We start from the raw sequence: 14,044 nt of genomic DNA, 5'->3' as shown, positions 1-14,044 counted from the left end.
ATAATAATTATCATTAATATTTATCCAATTCTTCATTATATGAAAAAAGCTGAGAGGCTATGCTCTCAGCTATTCTTCCGTCCATTCTTTCAGTTGTTCCGCCGTCATCGGGCCTATTTTTGTTTTTTCAATTTCTCCCTTTTCATTCAATAAAAACGAGGTTGGGATCGTGATGATGCGATATTCTTTCATCAATTCCCCTTTTGCATCAAGAACAATCGGAAATGTCAGCTTGTTTGCTTTTATAAAGTCTTCAACGGCTTGCTGATTTTGTTCCGAATTCACTAAATTTACCGTTACCAGCTTCACGCTGCCGGATTGATGGGCATCATAAAATGATTGAAACTGGGGGAGCTCTTTTTTGCAGGGCGGACACCAAGATGTCCAAAAATGCAGGATCGTTTTTTGCCCTTTATTCGGAATCGAGATATCCTCCCCTTCTATTGTTTTCATGAGAAAAACAGCGGGAACGGCAGGCTGTTTATCGTCAGCGGCTGACACAGCAGGAGACCATGCAATCATCCCCAATAACATAAGGCATACAGTAAGCAAGCGCTTTGTCAACATGGAATCTTCCTTTCATGCTTTTCAATTAGCTTGCCCCTGCTTTTTCTTTATCATCCTTCAATTCGCGGCGTTCTGCTTCCACCCGTAAGAAAAACTGATACCCGCAGCGCTTTGCAAATCTGTGTATAGTGAAGGCTCGTCAGTAAAATCATGCCTGTGTTCATCCCCAGGATAATCCCGAGCATTTGCAGATTCTCCATTGATCCCAGTACATACATCATACTTAAAGCAACGATATGGCTCCACACATTGTGATAAAACGCTTCTTTCACAAAGCCCATCCCGATTAAGCATGCCTGGAGCGGCATGACAAAAAGATGAAAGAGAAAGTAAGGCCACAACAGCTGCAGGTAATACTGAGCTTCAGGGGAGTGAAAAAACAGATGCGTGAGAGGTCCCGCAAACTGAAACATGATCCAGACAGCCGGGATACCGTAACCAAATGTAATGAAAATTGACTGTTTCAGCCTTTTTAGGACAACGTCATACTGCGAAAGCGCGTAAGCTTCAGAAATACTCGGTATCATAACGACCATTAACGAATGGGCAATAAAAGCGGGGAACGAGCCTATTGTCACAGCCACTCCTGCCAGCATTCCATACTGATCGATCGCCGCTGTCCCGGCAACACCTGCTCCCAAAAGCGCCCCTTTTATTAAAAAGGGTTCAATGGCATTGACAATGGCATGAAAAATGCGCAGCCCTGTTGTGGGAATGGAAACAGCAAGCAGTCTTTTTCTTACATCCTTTCCGCGCAAATGAATGTGCTGCTGGCCGGTTACCGCCCGCCTCGCCATGATGAATTGTGAGTATAAATAAACAAGCACGACCACATCACTCACGACCAAAACAAACAAGGAAATCAGCACCGCCATATCCAATTCGAATGAGTACCATTGAAAAAAGAGGAACAAGCACAAGAGCTGGATGATTTTTTTCAGCACATTGGCGACTGCGATCTTCCCCATTTTTTGCACACCCATAAAGTAGCCCCTGGCGATTGAAGTAAAGGCAACAACAGGAATTAAGCCGATGACAATCCCTTTAATAAACGGGTGGTATGTATCAAATACCGGAATAAACGGAAGCGCAATACTGGCGGCGGCCGTAGAAAACGCTGTAAAAACGGCTGTCATTCTGAAAGCGTGCCTCAGCATGCTTTCATGAAGCTTAGGGTTTGATTCGGCAATAAATTTAGAAATTGAAATCGGCAGTTCCAAGCTTGCGATGACAATAATTAAAAAGATTGTAGGCAAAATACTCATGTAAAGCCCCATCCCGTGCTCGCCAAGCTCCCGCGCCAAAATCATATTCACGACAAATTCAAGGCATTCAGCGAAAAAGGCGGCAATGGATAAAAGAATGATCCCTTTCACAAATCGATTCATGATGTCTCCCCTTGTCTCTTGTACTACCAACATCATATGAGACAAGTTCAAAAATTATTTTATTTTTACTCTTTATATGAAAAAAAGCATAGCTGAGACACATTGTCTCTTCTATGCTTAAATGGCAAAAACGTGCCTGCCGATTCTTTCTACGATCTTTCTTGAGCGAATCCAATCATCCGACGCTGTTTTCGGATTATAAAAGAATATGGCATCTGTTTCTCTATTTTTAGAAGACAGCGCTTCTTCAGCTGCTGCAATCGATTCTTGATCAGGCTCTTGATTAATGCTTCCGTTTGAGACTGGTTCAAAGGCGTTTTTCTGATAAATAACCCCTCTTATGGTATCAGGAAAACCTTTTTTCTCCGTTCTGTTCAGCACAACGCTCGCTACAGCAACCTTGCCTTTATATGATTCTCCCTTAGCCTCTGCGTGAACGAGGCGGGACAGCAAATCTTTTTCAGACTGTGTATATGTGTCTTTCTTTTCATTTGTTTCGGCTGGTTTGTCTTCCTCTTTCTTTTCAGTGTGTGCTGACAGCTTGATTGGCTTTATTTTTTTCTGGTCCTTATCAGCAGACAGTGAAGGGAAAGATTCGTTTGTGTCTAGATCTATATGTTCAAGCCATTTCGCTTCTTCATGTTTTGTCTTCTTTGTGCTCAGTAGTGAAGCTTGTGTATGTTCAATTTTTGCTGCAGGCATGAAACAAAGAAGAAAAACAGCCAGAGCAGTGAATTTCGACGTCATACAGTTTCCTCCTTAAAGTGCTCAAAAAACACTTCATAACCTTAACAAGAGATCCATTCATTTTCACGGAAAAAGATTTTCCAACTCTCCCAAAGTGGTATCAGGATGGAATATACCGGATGACGCGTTAGTTAACGGAAGAAAAACAGGATGAAATTCTATAAATCTTGTCATTTTAAAACATGTTTATCCATTTTTGGCGATTTACATTTTGTTTACGTATGTTACAAACGAATGTAATAAAGGGTCTTGATTCTGTCATATATGATAAAAAGGCTTCCCACGAGTGAGAAACCTTCAGCTTCTTGGCTGTTCTAAGTATTGAAATATAACATCTCCGCCTTGCTGGGCAATGCCTCGGAAATGTTTAAAATCATCTTGTTTAGATAACACGGCCCTGAAATCCAGGAAATGCTCTTTCTGGACTCTCAGTTCGTTTATTGCACCAGTGCGCAGCTGTTCAATCAGTTCAGTTATCTCTTCGGGATGCAACGAAAATTCCCCCTTTTTCTTTCTTTTGACGAAAATCAATATATCATCTTTATAACGTCAGGACAATTCCTTAGGGAGATAAAACTCCTTATCGCTTTACTTCTCAATGAAAATACTGCAAAATACTTTCAAAAGGCATTATTATGTTTAAAGGAGAGGAAGCTTGTGAAAATCGCTAAGGTTGGAAACGTCATTGAATTTAAGAACGGATTAACCGGTGTTGTTGAAAAAGTAAATGAGAATTCTGTTATTGTTGATGTGACGATCATGGATAACTATCGGGATCTTGAGTTAGATTCATTGACAGTTGTTAATCATAAAAATTACAAGATCATCAGAGACTCCTATTAAAACCTCCTTATTTCCACATTCATACGCAACTGCAAGACGATCAATTAAACACCTTACATATGAAATTCGCTTTCTCAAAAGCTGCCGCCGGCAGCTTTTTTACATAAAAACACCGATTATGAATCGGCGTTTTTGTCTGTTTCCGTTATTTCTATATAAAATTCGCTGGCGGATCCTGGTTCGTACAGGTTGACCAATGACGTTGAATAATTTGTGATTTCCCCGTTGAAGACAAGGTTTCGCTCCGGAACCTCGACGTTAAACGTTTTTTCATACAACAGGACAGCGATATCATGGTAAGTCTCACTCGTCACGTTAAGGGTAAATAAAATTTTACGCTTCGGCTCGTTTTCTTCTTGATATGCAGCCATTTCTAACGTAACACCGTTTAATCGCAATGTCTTCACTTTTCATCACTCCTTTATAGTCCATGCATCTTAGCATATCTTAGCGGACGTTTACAATGAATCTGTTCCGATCGTTATGTTACCCAATTCGTAAGAAAAGACACCTTTACAAACATACGTTCGATATTTTATAATAAAACAGACGAGCTGCCATCCAGCATCCCGTCTTTTCATTAGAAAGCGGCGAGTGACATTCCCCCGGATTCACTCGTCTTTTTTATGTAAAAACCTCCTCATTTCTCAGGAGAAACTATATGATCGATTATCAACAAATTACGGTTCACCATGCGGCACTGTGTCAGGCTTTGTACGAATCACGGATCATAACAGAAATGCTGTATCTTGGCATCCATTAATGAGAGCGGTCAATCAAGCCGTTCATGTGAAGTTCATACAATCACATTCATTATATTTTTAAAAAAGCATCCATTTTGCAAAAAATTACATGTGTGTATGTTTCGTGCTTCTCCATATCAATCCTGAACACTTCTGAATGAAATGTAATCATCCTGCTCACAAGGTAGCGTGTGTATGGTTTCCATCATGGAAGCAGATTCTACATGAAATGCGCTCTATAACAGAGTTTGAATCTGTATTTCAAGCACAATATACTGCCTCTTAGAACATTTTCGGACAAGAATCTATGGAATGCAAACCCTTGTCCTCACTATTTACCTGTTCTCATAATAAGGATGTCCAAGATTTAGAGATTCAATGCAATTATCTTCGATTTTTACTCTGACCTATACATCCTTATATATTGTTAAATACTGTGTCCCAGACTGACGTATTCTCTTGTCCAAGACTCCAGCTGCCAAGACCCTTCAGATGATATTTTTGAACGAGTTTTATTTTTGCTATGAGTGATTGTTCATTTTTAAACCATAATGTATATGTTCCCTGTGGCCATGGGCCCTTGCAGTGTTTGACAGTAAAAACAGCTTTTAGAGATTGACTCTTCGTATCAAAAATAATTGTCCCGTTATGTCTTTTTATGATTGAGTTAACAAGGGAAAGGGAAATGGCTTGTGAGGCAGAGTGGCCTTGCATCCAGCAACAGCCATAGAAAGGCAATCCTAAAACTAGTTTTTGGGGAGAGATTTTTTGAATGAGAGCATACTGAATGGACTTTTCCACCCAGCCTACACTTGCAGTAGGCCCAGCAGAGCGGCTTTCATCATAGGCCATAACCATAAGATAGTCTGCATACTTAGCTAAATGCTCATAATCATATGATCCGTGCCAGCCCTTCGTCCAGCCAAAAGGATTTGCCGCCACTGCAACTGATACCTCTTTACGCTTAGGAATACCTTTTCTCACCAGTCTAACAAAATCCGTAAATGCCTGCCGATCTTTCTCTGTAAGATTTTCTATATCGATATTGACTCCGTCTAGGTTCAGTTCTTCTATTGCATTAGAAATTTGTTTAGCCAAAAGCACTCGGTTCTTTAATGCAGATCGTCCCAAACCCTGATCCCAATGATTGCTTAGAAAAGGAACTACTTTTAATTTTCTTCTATGAAGGGCCTTAATTACATCGGGATTAGCTGAACGGAGAAGCAATGATCCATCTTTCCTGATATAGAAAAAGTCAGGAGACACGACATTTAATACTCCATTCGTTTGATCAACGTGATGAATATAATCGCAACCTAATCCAGAATAGAAATAGCTCATTTGAAACATATCATAACCCCTTCATCCCCAAAAATATCAAATTCCCACAAATAAAAAATGAAGACGGATTATTTCAATTTGTTTCGTTTCCGAAACCTCTCAATTATCTCTCTCTTATCTTTATCATTTGTCCAGGGTAAATGATATCCGAAGAAAGCTTATTAAGGTTCATCAGTTGTTGTACCGGAATATTAAAGGATTTGGAAATCGTCCATAACGTATCGCCAGATTCCACATGATATACTTCGTAAGTCACGGGAAATTCCATATAACGGGGCGTTCTTTTTGCTTTATTCACTTGGTTTCTTGTTTTAGGTATTTTTCCCTTCATTCATATTACTCTCCTTTAGAAGAATATGTTTTTCACATCTCTAGACCGTTTCTTTCTAATCTTAATAATTTGTCCAGCATATATTTGATCTGATTTAAAATGATTAAGCTCCATGATTTGCTGCAGAGCAACTTTATACTTCATGGCAATTTTCAATAATGTTTCACCGGGAGTAACATGATGAATCTCGTATTTTTCTTTGAGAACATCTACGTAATGTATGGTTTCCCCTACGTTCCTTATGATTCCTCTTCTTTTTAGCACCTCAATCATTCTCTCAGCTCTATGCCGATAGGAGTCATTCTTCACTGCCTTTTTACCGTTTATCTGAATCTTTTTTCTCTCGCTATCGTGATTCAAATAGTATTTCACCTTTTCAAATGTTTCTTTTGGCGAGGAAGAGACGATGAGATCGCGGCCAGGTTTGAATTTACCTCGAACTGCCGGTGTATCCGATGTTAATAAAACCCCGCCGGAACCAAGAATCTCATAGGTGCGCTGCGTAAGCTGGCTTTCACAGTTTTGCAAACCGATAATGATTTTTGCTGAACTGTAAACTTTATATGCTTCAGTATAATCGAGGTATCCATGAATCCAATTACGGGGAATTTCTTTTCCTATATGTTTACTCATTTTTTCCCAATTTTTCCCCCAGAAATCTATGCGAATCCCTTTTCGTATAAGAGGGCGAATAAGCGTTTTTAAAGAGGACGAACGGAACACTTCCGGATGTTCTTCAAGATAATTAGGGTAAGCATTAGCCACCACTGCTATATCACAACTGTATTTCTCCAATGGTTTAATCTGATGATGTATACTTTCGTGATATGCAAAGTCTAAGTGAGCTGCTTTAATCCCCATGCTTTCATAAATTTTACACAGAGAAGGTGTAACGGTGAAAACAAAATCCGGTTTCATCTTTTTAATTAACGGGATGGTAAAGTTTTGAGTGTGCAGCGGGTCTTCAGTTGCCCAATAAACGAGAGGGATATTCACCTTTTTAGTTGCGTTGCGAATCCAGGCTTGCTTTTCTCTTGAATGCTCTGGTGTCCATCCCATAGATACGATTAGATCCGGTTTAAATTCGTCTATCATTTCAGTAATATTTTCCCGGCTCACAGGACCCGAAATCATTACGGTATGGCCTGCTTCCCTAAACCCATTCGGTAAACCATAGAGCCACATGGGATGACTCTCAAGAAAAAGAATTTTCACACAATTTCGTCCTCTCTTTCACTTTTTGATGTCTACTTTATTGGTATGTAGACGTAATATAACTTGTCGCGGTACTAGTCTAAAAAAGACGTTCAAGCTTCCTGCAAAATAAATTTAAGAGAACGTAAACTTCACCACTGAAAAATGCAGAGGATAACTGGAATATACTTAAGGTGCTTCCGGATTGCGCTACCCATATACAGTGTAAATAATAGCTTGTGCGGATGTCCTACAGAAAAAGCAGGCGATTTTCAACATATTTCCCTCTGATTTTGCCAGCCTCTCTGTCAAAGAACTTACGTAAGTATTTTTGCACAAAAAAAGACGTACATATTTGTACGTCTTACATTACTTCCGCGACCGTAATTCACTGCATAAGAGTCCACTTTTATGTGGCTTCTCTTATTACCGATTATCAATCGTCTCCGGATATAAGTCATGATTCATCATACGGTATTCGGCCATTTTCTCATACTTCGTGCCAGGCTTTCCGTAGTTTGTGTATGGGTCAATGGAAATTCCGCCTCTTGGCGTGAATTTGCCCCATACTTCAATGTAGCGCGGGTCCATTAATTCGATCAAGTCATTCATGATGATGTTCATGCAGTCTTCGTGGAAGTCACCATGATTTCTGAAGCTGAACAAGTATAGCTTTAATGATTTGCTTTCAACCATTTTTTCATCAGGAATGTAGCTGATATAGATTGTTGCAAAGTCAGGCTGTCCTGTTTTCGGGCATAAAGATGTGAATTCAGGACAGTTGAATTTTACAAAGTAATCACGGTTTACATGTTTATTTGGGAAGGATTCAAGCACGTCCGGCGCATATTCAAACAAATAATTTGTTCCTTGGTTGCCAAGCAGTGTTACACCTTCTAATTCTGATTCTTTTCTTGTCGTCATATTTATCTTCCTTTCTATTATACTCCGCGTTTGTTTCCCCATAACAGGGTGTGCAGCTGCGGGAGCACTCTGACCAGATTCAGCTCCGCATCAACAGCTACCTTATCAACAAGGGCTTCATATTTTCCAAGCAAATGGGCAATCAATGTCTGATCATCCGTCGTATGCACGTCATCATTACCGACTTGTAAATAAAACGGGATTCCCGGGTAACGCTTGTGCACTGTTTTGGCAAACTCCAAATCTTCATCATTAAAAATGACTACCTTCAAGCTGACAGCATGCTGTCTATTATTCTCTTTAAGCGAAGTTAAAATGTGATCAAGCTTTTGGAAGTTCGTCACCATTTTTGAGCTTGGCGGTTTTGGGGAAATCGTCAGATCATCGATCAGCGTAAACCAATCCTGATAAACGGTTCCCTGGGTTTCAAGCGCTGCACGGATGTTATTTTCCTTCAGCAGTTCAATAAAAGCATCCAGCTGCTTTAACAGGGCCGGGTTGCCGCCCGAGATCGTCACGTGGGAGAACGCGTCTCCCCCAATATCCTTAAGCTCTGCAAAAATCTCCTCAGCCGTCATCCAGCGAATATCTTTTTTAGCAGAACCGTCCCAGGTGAAGGCGGAGTCACACCAGCTGCAGGAATAATCACAGCCCGCTGTCCGGACGAACATTGTTTTCTGTCCGATCACCATGCCTTCCCCTTGAATCGTCGGGCCGAAAATTTCTAACACAGGAATTCCTTTAGCCATTCGAACCACCCTTTTTCGGACGGTAAACACAATAACTTGTCGGTGTTTCACGGACAAACACCTGTACACAGCTTGGCTTATTCTCCAATGTGTCTAAGTAAGCCTGCACCTTGTCATAAATCGTTTTCGCCACGACTTCAGTTGTCGGCAGTGAATACCGGTCGTCCTTAGAAAATTCTTCATGATCATTTAAAAGCGTATGATCATAGTTTCCGTGCACCAATTTTTTTAGCACGCTGAAATTGACAAGAAAGCCTGAATCGTCAAGTTCGTCGCCGGCAATGGTTACATTTACGGTATACGTATGGCCGTGAACCCTGCTGCACGCGCCTGCACTTTCCCGAGGGATAAAATGAGCAGCAGAGATGTGCATGTCCTTATTCAATTCAAATGAATATGGGTGCTGGGCCTGCGGATAAATTTGAGATAACAATTTATGCACGCTCTCCTTTCATTGCCATATATTCTTCATACCCTTTTGAACGAAGGTGGCATGCCGGACATTCGCCGCAGCCGTCTGCGATGATGCCGTTATAGCATGTCAGCGTGTTGTTTTTTACAAAGTCAAGGGCACCAAGCTCATCTGCAAGCTTCCACGTTTCCGCCTTATTGAGCCACATAAGAGGCGTATGAATCACAAACGGCTTCTCCATCGCCAGGTTCACCGTTACATTGCAAGATTTTACGAATTCATCACGGCAATCAGGATAGCCGCTGAAGTCTGTCTCGCAAACTCCCGTAATAATGTGGCGTGCGCCAATTTGGTATGCCAGGATAGACGCAAAGGATAAGAATACCAAGTTGCGGCCTGGAACGAATGTAGATGGCAATTCACCATCTTTTGCTTCTATTTCAATATCATTTCTTGTCAGAGCATTCGGTGCAAGCTGATTTAAAAGTGACATATCAAGCAAATGGTTTTTCACACCAAGCTTTTCTGCAATAGATTTTGCCACTTCAATTTCCTGCGAATGACGCTGATTATAATGAAAAGTCACCGTTTCGACTTCTTCGAATTCCTTTAGGGCCCACAGTAAGCATGTGGTGCTGTCTTGACCGCCGCTGAATACGACAATTGCTTTTTCTTTTTTCATGATTCCTCTCCTTCTCCGCAATAAAAACGTCGGCGAGAGACATCGCTACAGCTGATTCACGCAAAAAAACACCTTTTCGGAAGGTGCTCTAGAAAAACATAAAAAAGGCCGTATCCAAGGATACAGCTCGTCCTTAGTTTTTTATAGAGGGTGTAGCTAGAACCTCTCCCGCATATCGCACGGATTTTCTTCAATTTTTTTCACTTCCGCTATCTTACCATAATGTTGTTTTTCTTGACAATAAAAAAAGTAAGCTCCAGCGTCCCGGTCAAACGCTGTTCTGCAATGACGGCCCGCTTCATTATATATGTGATTATAAACTGTGCCGCCGCGGAGCCTTTTTGCAAATCAGGGCGCCAATAAAGGCCAGACTTACATAACCAAACAATGGATAAATCGTTGAAATGAGCTTGCCGTACCCGATTTGGCTCGTGATATAAGCCGTGATCATAATGGCTGCAAAGATATATTTGCTTTTGATTGGAAGAAAGCTTTGCACTTGTTTTTCTAATCCGTATAGATTGCCGATAACCGATGTGAACACTTCACCGAAAATAATGAGCAAATAAATCAAATGGACAGATCGTGCAAAGAGATAAACCACTTGAGCCATCGGTATATCATACAAAAATACATCCGGGAGCATCGATAAAGACAGAAAACTCGCGGACAGCACAATCGTCAGCATCGTGCCTCCGATTAAAGCGCCTTTTTTGATCACTTTTTCGGATGACATTTCATTCGCCAGCGGAACCAAAACCGCTTGGGCAAGCGATAAATTCAAAGCGCCGTAAGAAAACGCTGATAAGAGCCAGTCCCAGCGATGGGGCCATATCCACTGAGCTGCGTTTCTCGACTCGCTGAAAATAAAAGAATCGGCCACCACAATCATAGAAAAGATGATCAAAAGAGGAACAACAAACACGTTGACACCGAAAATGCCTTTTACACCTCTAGTCATCACAATTAAGCTCAACCCAATTGTAATCAGCATCCCAATTTGAGCGGACATCCCCAGCTGCTCCTCAAAAAGCGCCCCTGCGCCTGAGAGCATAACAGATGTGACGCCGAGGAGAACAAACAGCATAAACACATTAATAATCCGGCCAGCCGTTGCCCCGAACAAGAATATGTTCATTTCTTGATATGACTTGGCATTGATTCGCTTTGAAATGATCATCAGCTTGGCTCCCAGTAACGTAAACATCCCGCCGCTGACGATAATGCCGAATAAACCGAACCAGCCGAACTTCAGAAAAAACTCAACAATTTCCCTGCCAGTCGCAAATCCAGCTCCAACCACTGTGCCGATATACACGAAAGCAAGCTGACTTGCTGATCCTTTTGATTGTTCCATTTCTCCCCTCCGAACGAACCGCAGTTTGATCCATCTATGCCTTTTTATAACCTATGAGACAAGTTCCTTGAAAAGACGAAGAAAACATGTTTTACTGTGTAAACAAATTCAAAAATTTTTTACGCAAAAGACTTGAAAGTCAAAGATAGTCAGAGTATACTATTAATCAAAGTTGGTCAAACGAATCGGCCTTTTTTAAAACTCAATTGGTCAAAGTTAGTCAAATAGTCAGACTGCTTTGAGCATATTGTTTTGAAAGCCGTTAAGTTTGCCGTATACTATTAGTCAAAGAAGGTCAAATCCAAACGGCCTTTTTCTTCACATTCATTGGTCAAAGAAGATCAAACTTTTAAGGAGGTTTTGGCAAATGCGTTGTCAACATTGTCATAAAAACGAGGCGACGATTCGCCTTAACATGCAAATAAATTCTGTTCATAAACATATGGTTCTATGCGAAACTTGCTATAACGAACTGACCCGTAAACCTTCAATGAGCATGGGTCCTCAATCTTTCGGTTTTCCGTTTGAACAAGCATTCCAGCCGAGAGAACAAAGCGCAGCAAAACAAAGCGAGAAAAAAGGATTGCTTGATGAGCTGGCCCAAAATATTACAAACGGTGCAAAAGCGGGCCTCATTGACCCTGTCATCGGCCGTGATGAAGAAGTGGCGCGCGTGATCGAAATTCTGAACCGCCGCAACAAAAACAATCCAGTCCTCATTGGTGAGCCGGGTGTAGGGAAAACCGCCATCGCCGAAGGACTTGCTTTAAAAATCGCTGAAGGTGATGTTCCAAACAAACTGAAAAACAAAGAGCTTTACTTGCTTGATGTTGCATCCCTTGTTGCAAACACAGGAATCAGAGGCCAATTTGAGGAGAGAATGAAACAGCTGATCACTGAGCTGAAAGAACGAAAAAATGTCATTCTGTTCATTGATGAAATTCACCTTCTCGTCGGCGCAGGCTCTGCAGAAGGATCAATGGACGCAGGCAACATTCTCAAACCCGCCCTTGCCAGAGGCGAACTGCAAGTTATCGGTGCGACTACATTGAAAGAATATCGTCAAATCGAAAAAGATGCCGCGCTGGAAAGACGTTTTCAGCCTGTCATGGTGCAGGAGCCTTCAATTGAACAGGCCATCCACATTCTGCAAGGAATTAAAGACAAATATGAAGCCTACCATGGCGTGACATTCAGTGATGAAGCAATCAAAGCTTGTGTGACTTTATCATCCCGTTACATTCAAGACAGACACCTGCCGGATAAAGCAATTGACCTATTGGATGAAGCAGGGTCAAAGGCCAACCTGTTAATTGATGAACTGAATGATGAGGATGCGGCTGAACGTTTAACTGCGATTGAAGCTGAAAAAACAAAAGCCCTGGAAGAAGAAAATTATGAACTGGCTGCAAAGCTTCGTGATGAAGAAATCGCATTGGAGAAAAAACTGAACAGCTCTTCCGCTCATTCCGATGTCACTGTGGAGGCTGAGCACATTCAGGAAATTGTTGAACAAAAAACAGGCATCCCTGTCGGCAAACTGCAGGCAGATGAACAAACAAAAATGAAAGAGCTTGAGGCAAAACTTCATGAACGTGTCATTGGACAAGAAGCCGCTGTTCAAAAAGTGGCAAAAGCGGTAAGACGAAGCCGCGCAGGATTAAAATCCAAAAACAGACCAGTCGGCTCCTTCCTCTTTGTCGGCCCTACCGGGGTAGGGAAAACAGAGCTTTCTAAAACACTGGCAGATGAATTATTCGGCACGAAAGATGCCATTATCCGCCTCGATATGAGCGAATACATGGAGAAGCATGCCGTATCTAAAATCATCGGTTCACCGCCTGGATATGTCGGCCATGAGGAAGCTGGTCAATTAACAGAAAAAGTGCGCCGCAATCCATACAGCATCGTGTTGCTGGATGAGATTGAAAAAGCACACCCTGACGTTCAGCATATGTTCCTCCAAATTATGGAGGATGGCCGTCTGACAGACAGCCAAGGCAGAACCGTAAGCTTTAAAGACACTGTGATTATCATGACAAGCAACGCGGGTGCTGGCGAAAAACAAATAAAAGTCGGTTTCCAATCAGATGACAGTGTAATCGAAGAACAAACATTGATTGATTCACTGAGCATGTTCTTTAAACCTGAGTTTCTCAACCGTTTTGACAGCATTATTGAGTTCCGCTCACTGGAAAAAGAACACCTGGTCAAAATCGTCGGCCTGCTGCTTGGTGAACTTGAAGAAACATTGGCAGAACGCGGCATCAGCTTGAGTGTGACAGACGAAGCGAAAGAAAAAATTGCTGAGCTGGGCTACCACCCGGCATTCGGTGCACGTCCGCTCAGAAGAACCATCCAAGAATGGGTGGAGGATGAAATGACTGATCTGCTGCTTGACAATAGTGAAATCACACGTTTTCACGTTACTGTAGAAGACCATACAATCAAAGTGCAAGCGAAATAACGATCAGCGGGTTCCTATTTAGGAAGCCGCTTTTTTTGTGCATTCATACTCTTGGCTGAGAAAATACCATTCCTTCCCCTGAAGCCTTCCTCTCCTTCATCTCTTACACTTTTCTTAAGGAGGGATGGAGCGTGTTCATATACAGTGAGTTGATATTTCTATTATTATATGAAGACAGTCTGAAGAACAGCTTGCAATCAAGCTGCCAGGTTCACTATCGCTAAACTGCGGGCTTTTCAATTTTGAAAGGCCCGTTTTTGTTTATTTCTCCCTTCTATGCCTCTTCCTTGAATATTTCA

15 protein-coding genes and 1 riboswitch are annotated in these 14,044 nt (G+C 41.6%); of the genes, 2 read left to right on the top strand and 13 right to left on the bottom strand.

Annotated features, from left to right (window positions below; translation table 11 throughout):
* Nucleotides 1–69: 69 nt before the first annotated feature.
* The 4 genes from stoA to MOB98_RS08020 all read right to left on the bottom strand — a co-directional run bounded on the left by stoA (nt 70) and on the right by MOB98_RS08020 (nt 3,194).
* Nucleotides 70–567, bottom strand: coding sequence for an endospore biogenesis thiol-disulfide oxidoreductase StoA (gene stoA, locus MOB98_RS08035; protein WP_268362177.1), 498 nt, complete (start codon nt 565–567; stop codon nt 70–72).
* Between the two features lie 50 nt (nt 568–617).
* Complete coding sequence (gene ykvU, locus MOB98_RS08030; protein ID WP_268362175.1) at nt 618–1,955, bottom strand: sporulation protein YkvU; 1,338 nt, start codon at nt 1,953–1,955, stop codon at nt 618–620.
* 117 nt (nt 1,956–2,072) lie between these two features.
* Nucleotides 2,073–2,702 (bottom strand): cell wall hydrolase, encoded by a 630-nt coding sequence (locus MOB98_RS08025; protein ID WP_268367056.1) that lies wholly within the window; start codon nt 2,700–2,702, stop codon nt 2,073–2,075.
* Between the two features lie 297 nt (nt 2,703–2,999).
* Complete coding sequence (locus MOB98_RS08020; RefSeq protein ID WP_268358223.1) at nt 3,000–3,194, bottom strand: hypothetical protein; 195 nt, start codon at nt 3,192–3,194, stop codon at nt 3,000–3,002.
* Between the two features lie 165 nt (nt 3,195–3,359).
* Between MOB98_RS08020 and MOB98_RS08015 the strand changes: the two genes are divergently transcribed.
* Nucleotides 3,360–3,545 (top strand): YkvS family protein, encoded by a 186-nt coding sequence (locus MOB98_RS08015; RefSeq protein ID WP_003232446.1) that lies wholly within the window; start codon nt 3,360–3,362, stop codon nt 3,543–3,545.
* Nucleotides 3,546–3,661: 116 nt separating this feature from the next.
* On the opposite strand, the gene MOB98_RS08010 is transcribed toward MOB98_RS08015, so the two are convergent.
* From MOB98_RS08010 to MOB98_RS07970, 9 genes are all read right to left on the bottom strand, one after another.
* Nucleotides 3,662–3,952 carry a DUF3219 family protein gene (locus tag MOB98_RS08010; RefSeq protein WP_268358224.1) on the bottom strand — a complete coding sequence of 97 codons (291 nt, stop codon included), beginning with the start codon at nt 3,950–3,952 and terminating at the stop codon, nt 3,662–3,664.
* 753 nt (nt 3,953–4,705) lie between these two features.
* Nucleotides 4,706–5,638: a glycosyl hydrolase family 18 protein gene (locus tag MOB98_RS08005; RefSeq protein ID WP_268358225.1), complete on the bottom strand. Its 933-nt coding sequence runs from the start codon at nt 5,636–5,638 to the stop codon at nt 4,706–4,708.
* A 94-nt stretch (nt 5,639–5,732) separates the two neighbouring features.
* Entirely contained in the window at nt 5,733–5,960 is a 228-nt protein-coding gene (locus tag MOB98_RS08000; RefSeq protein WP_268358226.1) for a LysM peptidoglycan-binding domain-containing protein, read from the bottom strand.
* Between the two features lie 15 nt (nt 5,961–5,975).
* On the bottom strand, nt 5,976–7,175 hold the full coding sequence (locus tag MOB98_RS07995; protein ID WP_268358227.1) for a glycosyltransferase family protein: 1,200 nt from the start codon (nt 7,173–7,175) through the stop codon (nt 5,976–5,978).
* 405 nt (nt 7,176–7,580) lie between these two features.
* Complete coding sequence (gene queF, locus MOB98_RS07990; protein ID WP_003218613.1) at nt 7,581–8,078, bottom strand: preQ(1) synthase; 498 nt, start codon at nt 8,076–8,078, stop codon at nt 7,581–7,583.
* A 17-nt stretch (nt 8,079–8,095) separates the two neighbouring features.
* On the bottom strand, nt 8,096–8,827 hold the full coding sequence (queE, locus tag MOB98_RS07985; RefSeq protein ID WP_268358228.1) for a 7-carboxy-7-deazaguanine synthase QueE: 732 nt from the start codon (nt 8,825–8,827) through the stop codon (nt 8,096–8,098).
* Nucleotides 8,820–9,269 carry a 6-carboxytetrahydropterin synthase QueD gene (gene queD, locus MOB98_RS07980; protein WP_268358229.1) on the bottom strand — a complete coding sequence of 150 codons (450 nt, stop codon included), beginning with the start codon at nt 9,267–9,269 and terminating at the stop codon, nt 8,820–8,822. The genes queE and queD overlap by 8 nt, the downstream gene beginning before the upstream one ends.
* Nucleotides 9,262–9,921 (bottom strand): 7-cyano-7-deazaguanine synthase QueC, encoded by a 660-nt coding sequence (queC, locus tag MOB98_RS07975; RefSeq protein WP_003238979.1) that lies wholly within the window; start codon nt 9,919–9,921, stop codon nt 9,262–9,264. The genes queD and queC overlap by 8 nt, the downstream gene beginning before the upstream one ends.
* Before the next feature lie 127 nt (nt 9,922–10,048).
* Nucleotides 10,049–10,093: riboswitch (PreQ1 riboswitch) on the bottom strand.
* Between the two features lie 141 nt (nt 10,094–10,234).
* Nucleotides 10,235–11,278, bottom strand: coding sequence for a hypothetical protein (locus MOB98_RS07970; RefSeq protein WP_268358230.1), 1,044 nt, complete (start codon nt 11,276–11,278; stop codon nt 10,235–10,237).
* Between the two features lie 367 nt (nt 11,279–11,645).
* Here MOB98_RS07970 and clpE point away from each other — a divergent pair, with 367 nt between their 5' ends.
* Nucleotides 11,646–13,745, top strand: a complete 2,100-nt coding sequence (clpE, locus tag MOB98_RS07965; RefSeq protein WP_268358231.1) for an ATP-dependent protease ATP-binding subunit ClpE — start codon at nt 11,646–11,648, stop codon at nt 13,743–13,745.
* The last annotated feature ends 299 nt before the right edge of the window (nt 13,746–14,044 follow it).

This window comes from Bacillus sp. N13C7 (assembly GCF_026790065.1).
Taxonomy (GTDB): Bacteria; Bacillota; Bacilli; order Bacillales; family Bacillaceae; genus Bacillus.
Note: the sequence above shows the minus strand (reverse complement) of the source record. Positions and strands in the feature narration are given on the sequence as shown.

Coding starts and splice junctions, on each gene's coding strand:
- MOB98_RS08000 (WP_268358226.1), bottom strand. CDS start 5,960: ATGAAGGGAAAAATACCTAAAACAAGAAACCAAGTGAATAAAGCAAAA.
- MOB98_RS08005 (WP_268358225.1), bottom strand. CDS start 5,638: ATGTTTCAAATGAGCTATTTCTATTCTGGATTAGGTTGCGATTATATT.
- MOB98_RS08025 (WP_268367056.1), bottom strand. CDS start 2,702: ATGACGTCGAAATTCACTGCTCTGGCTGTTTTTCTTCTTTGTTTCATG.
- clpE (WP_268358231.1), top strand. CDS start 11,646: ATGCGTTGTCAACATTGTCATAAAAACGAGGCGACGATTCGCCTTAAC.
- queF (WP_003218613.1), bottom strand. CDS start 8,078: ATGACGACAAGAAAAGAATCAGAATTAGAAGGTGTAACACTGCTTGGC.
- queE (WP_268358228.1), bottom strand. CDS start 8,827: ATGGCTAAAGGAATTCCTGTGTTAGAAATTTTCGGCCCGACGATTCAA.
- ykvU (WP_268362175.1), bottom strand. CDS start 1,955: ATGAATCGATTTGTGAAAGGGATCATTCTTTTATCCATTGCCGCCTTT.
- queC (WP_003238979.1), bottom strand. CDS start 9,921: ATGAAAAAAGAAAAAGCAATTGTCGTATTCAGCGGCGGTCAAGACAGC.
- stoA (WP_268362177.1), bottom strand. CDS start 567: ATGTTGACAAAGCGCTTGCTTACTGTATGCCTTATGTTATTGGGGATG.
- MOB98_RS07970 (WP_268358230.1), bottom strand. CDS start 11,278: ATGGAACAATCAAAAGGATCAGCAAGTCAGCTTGCTTTCGTGTATATC.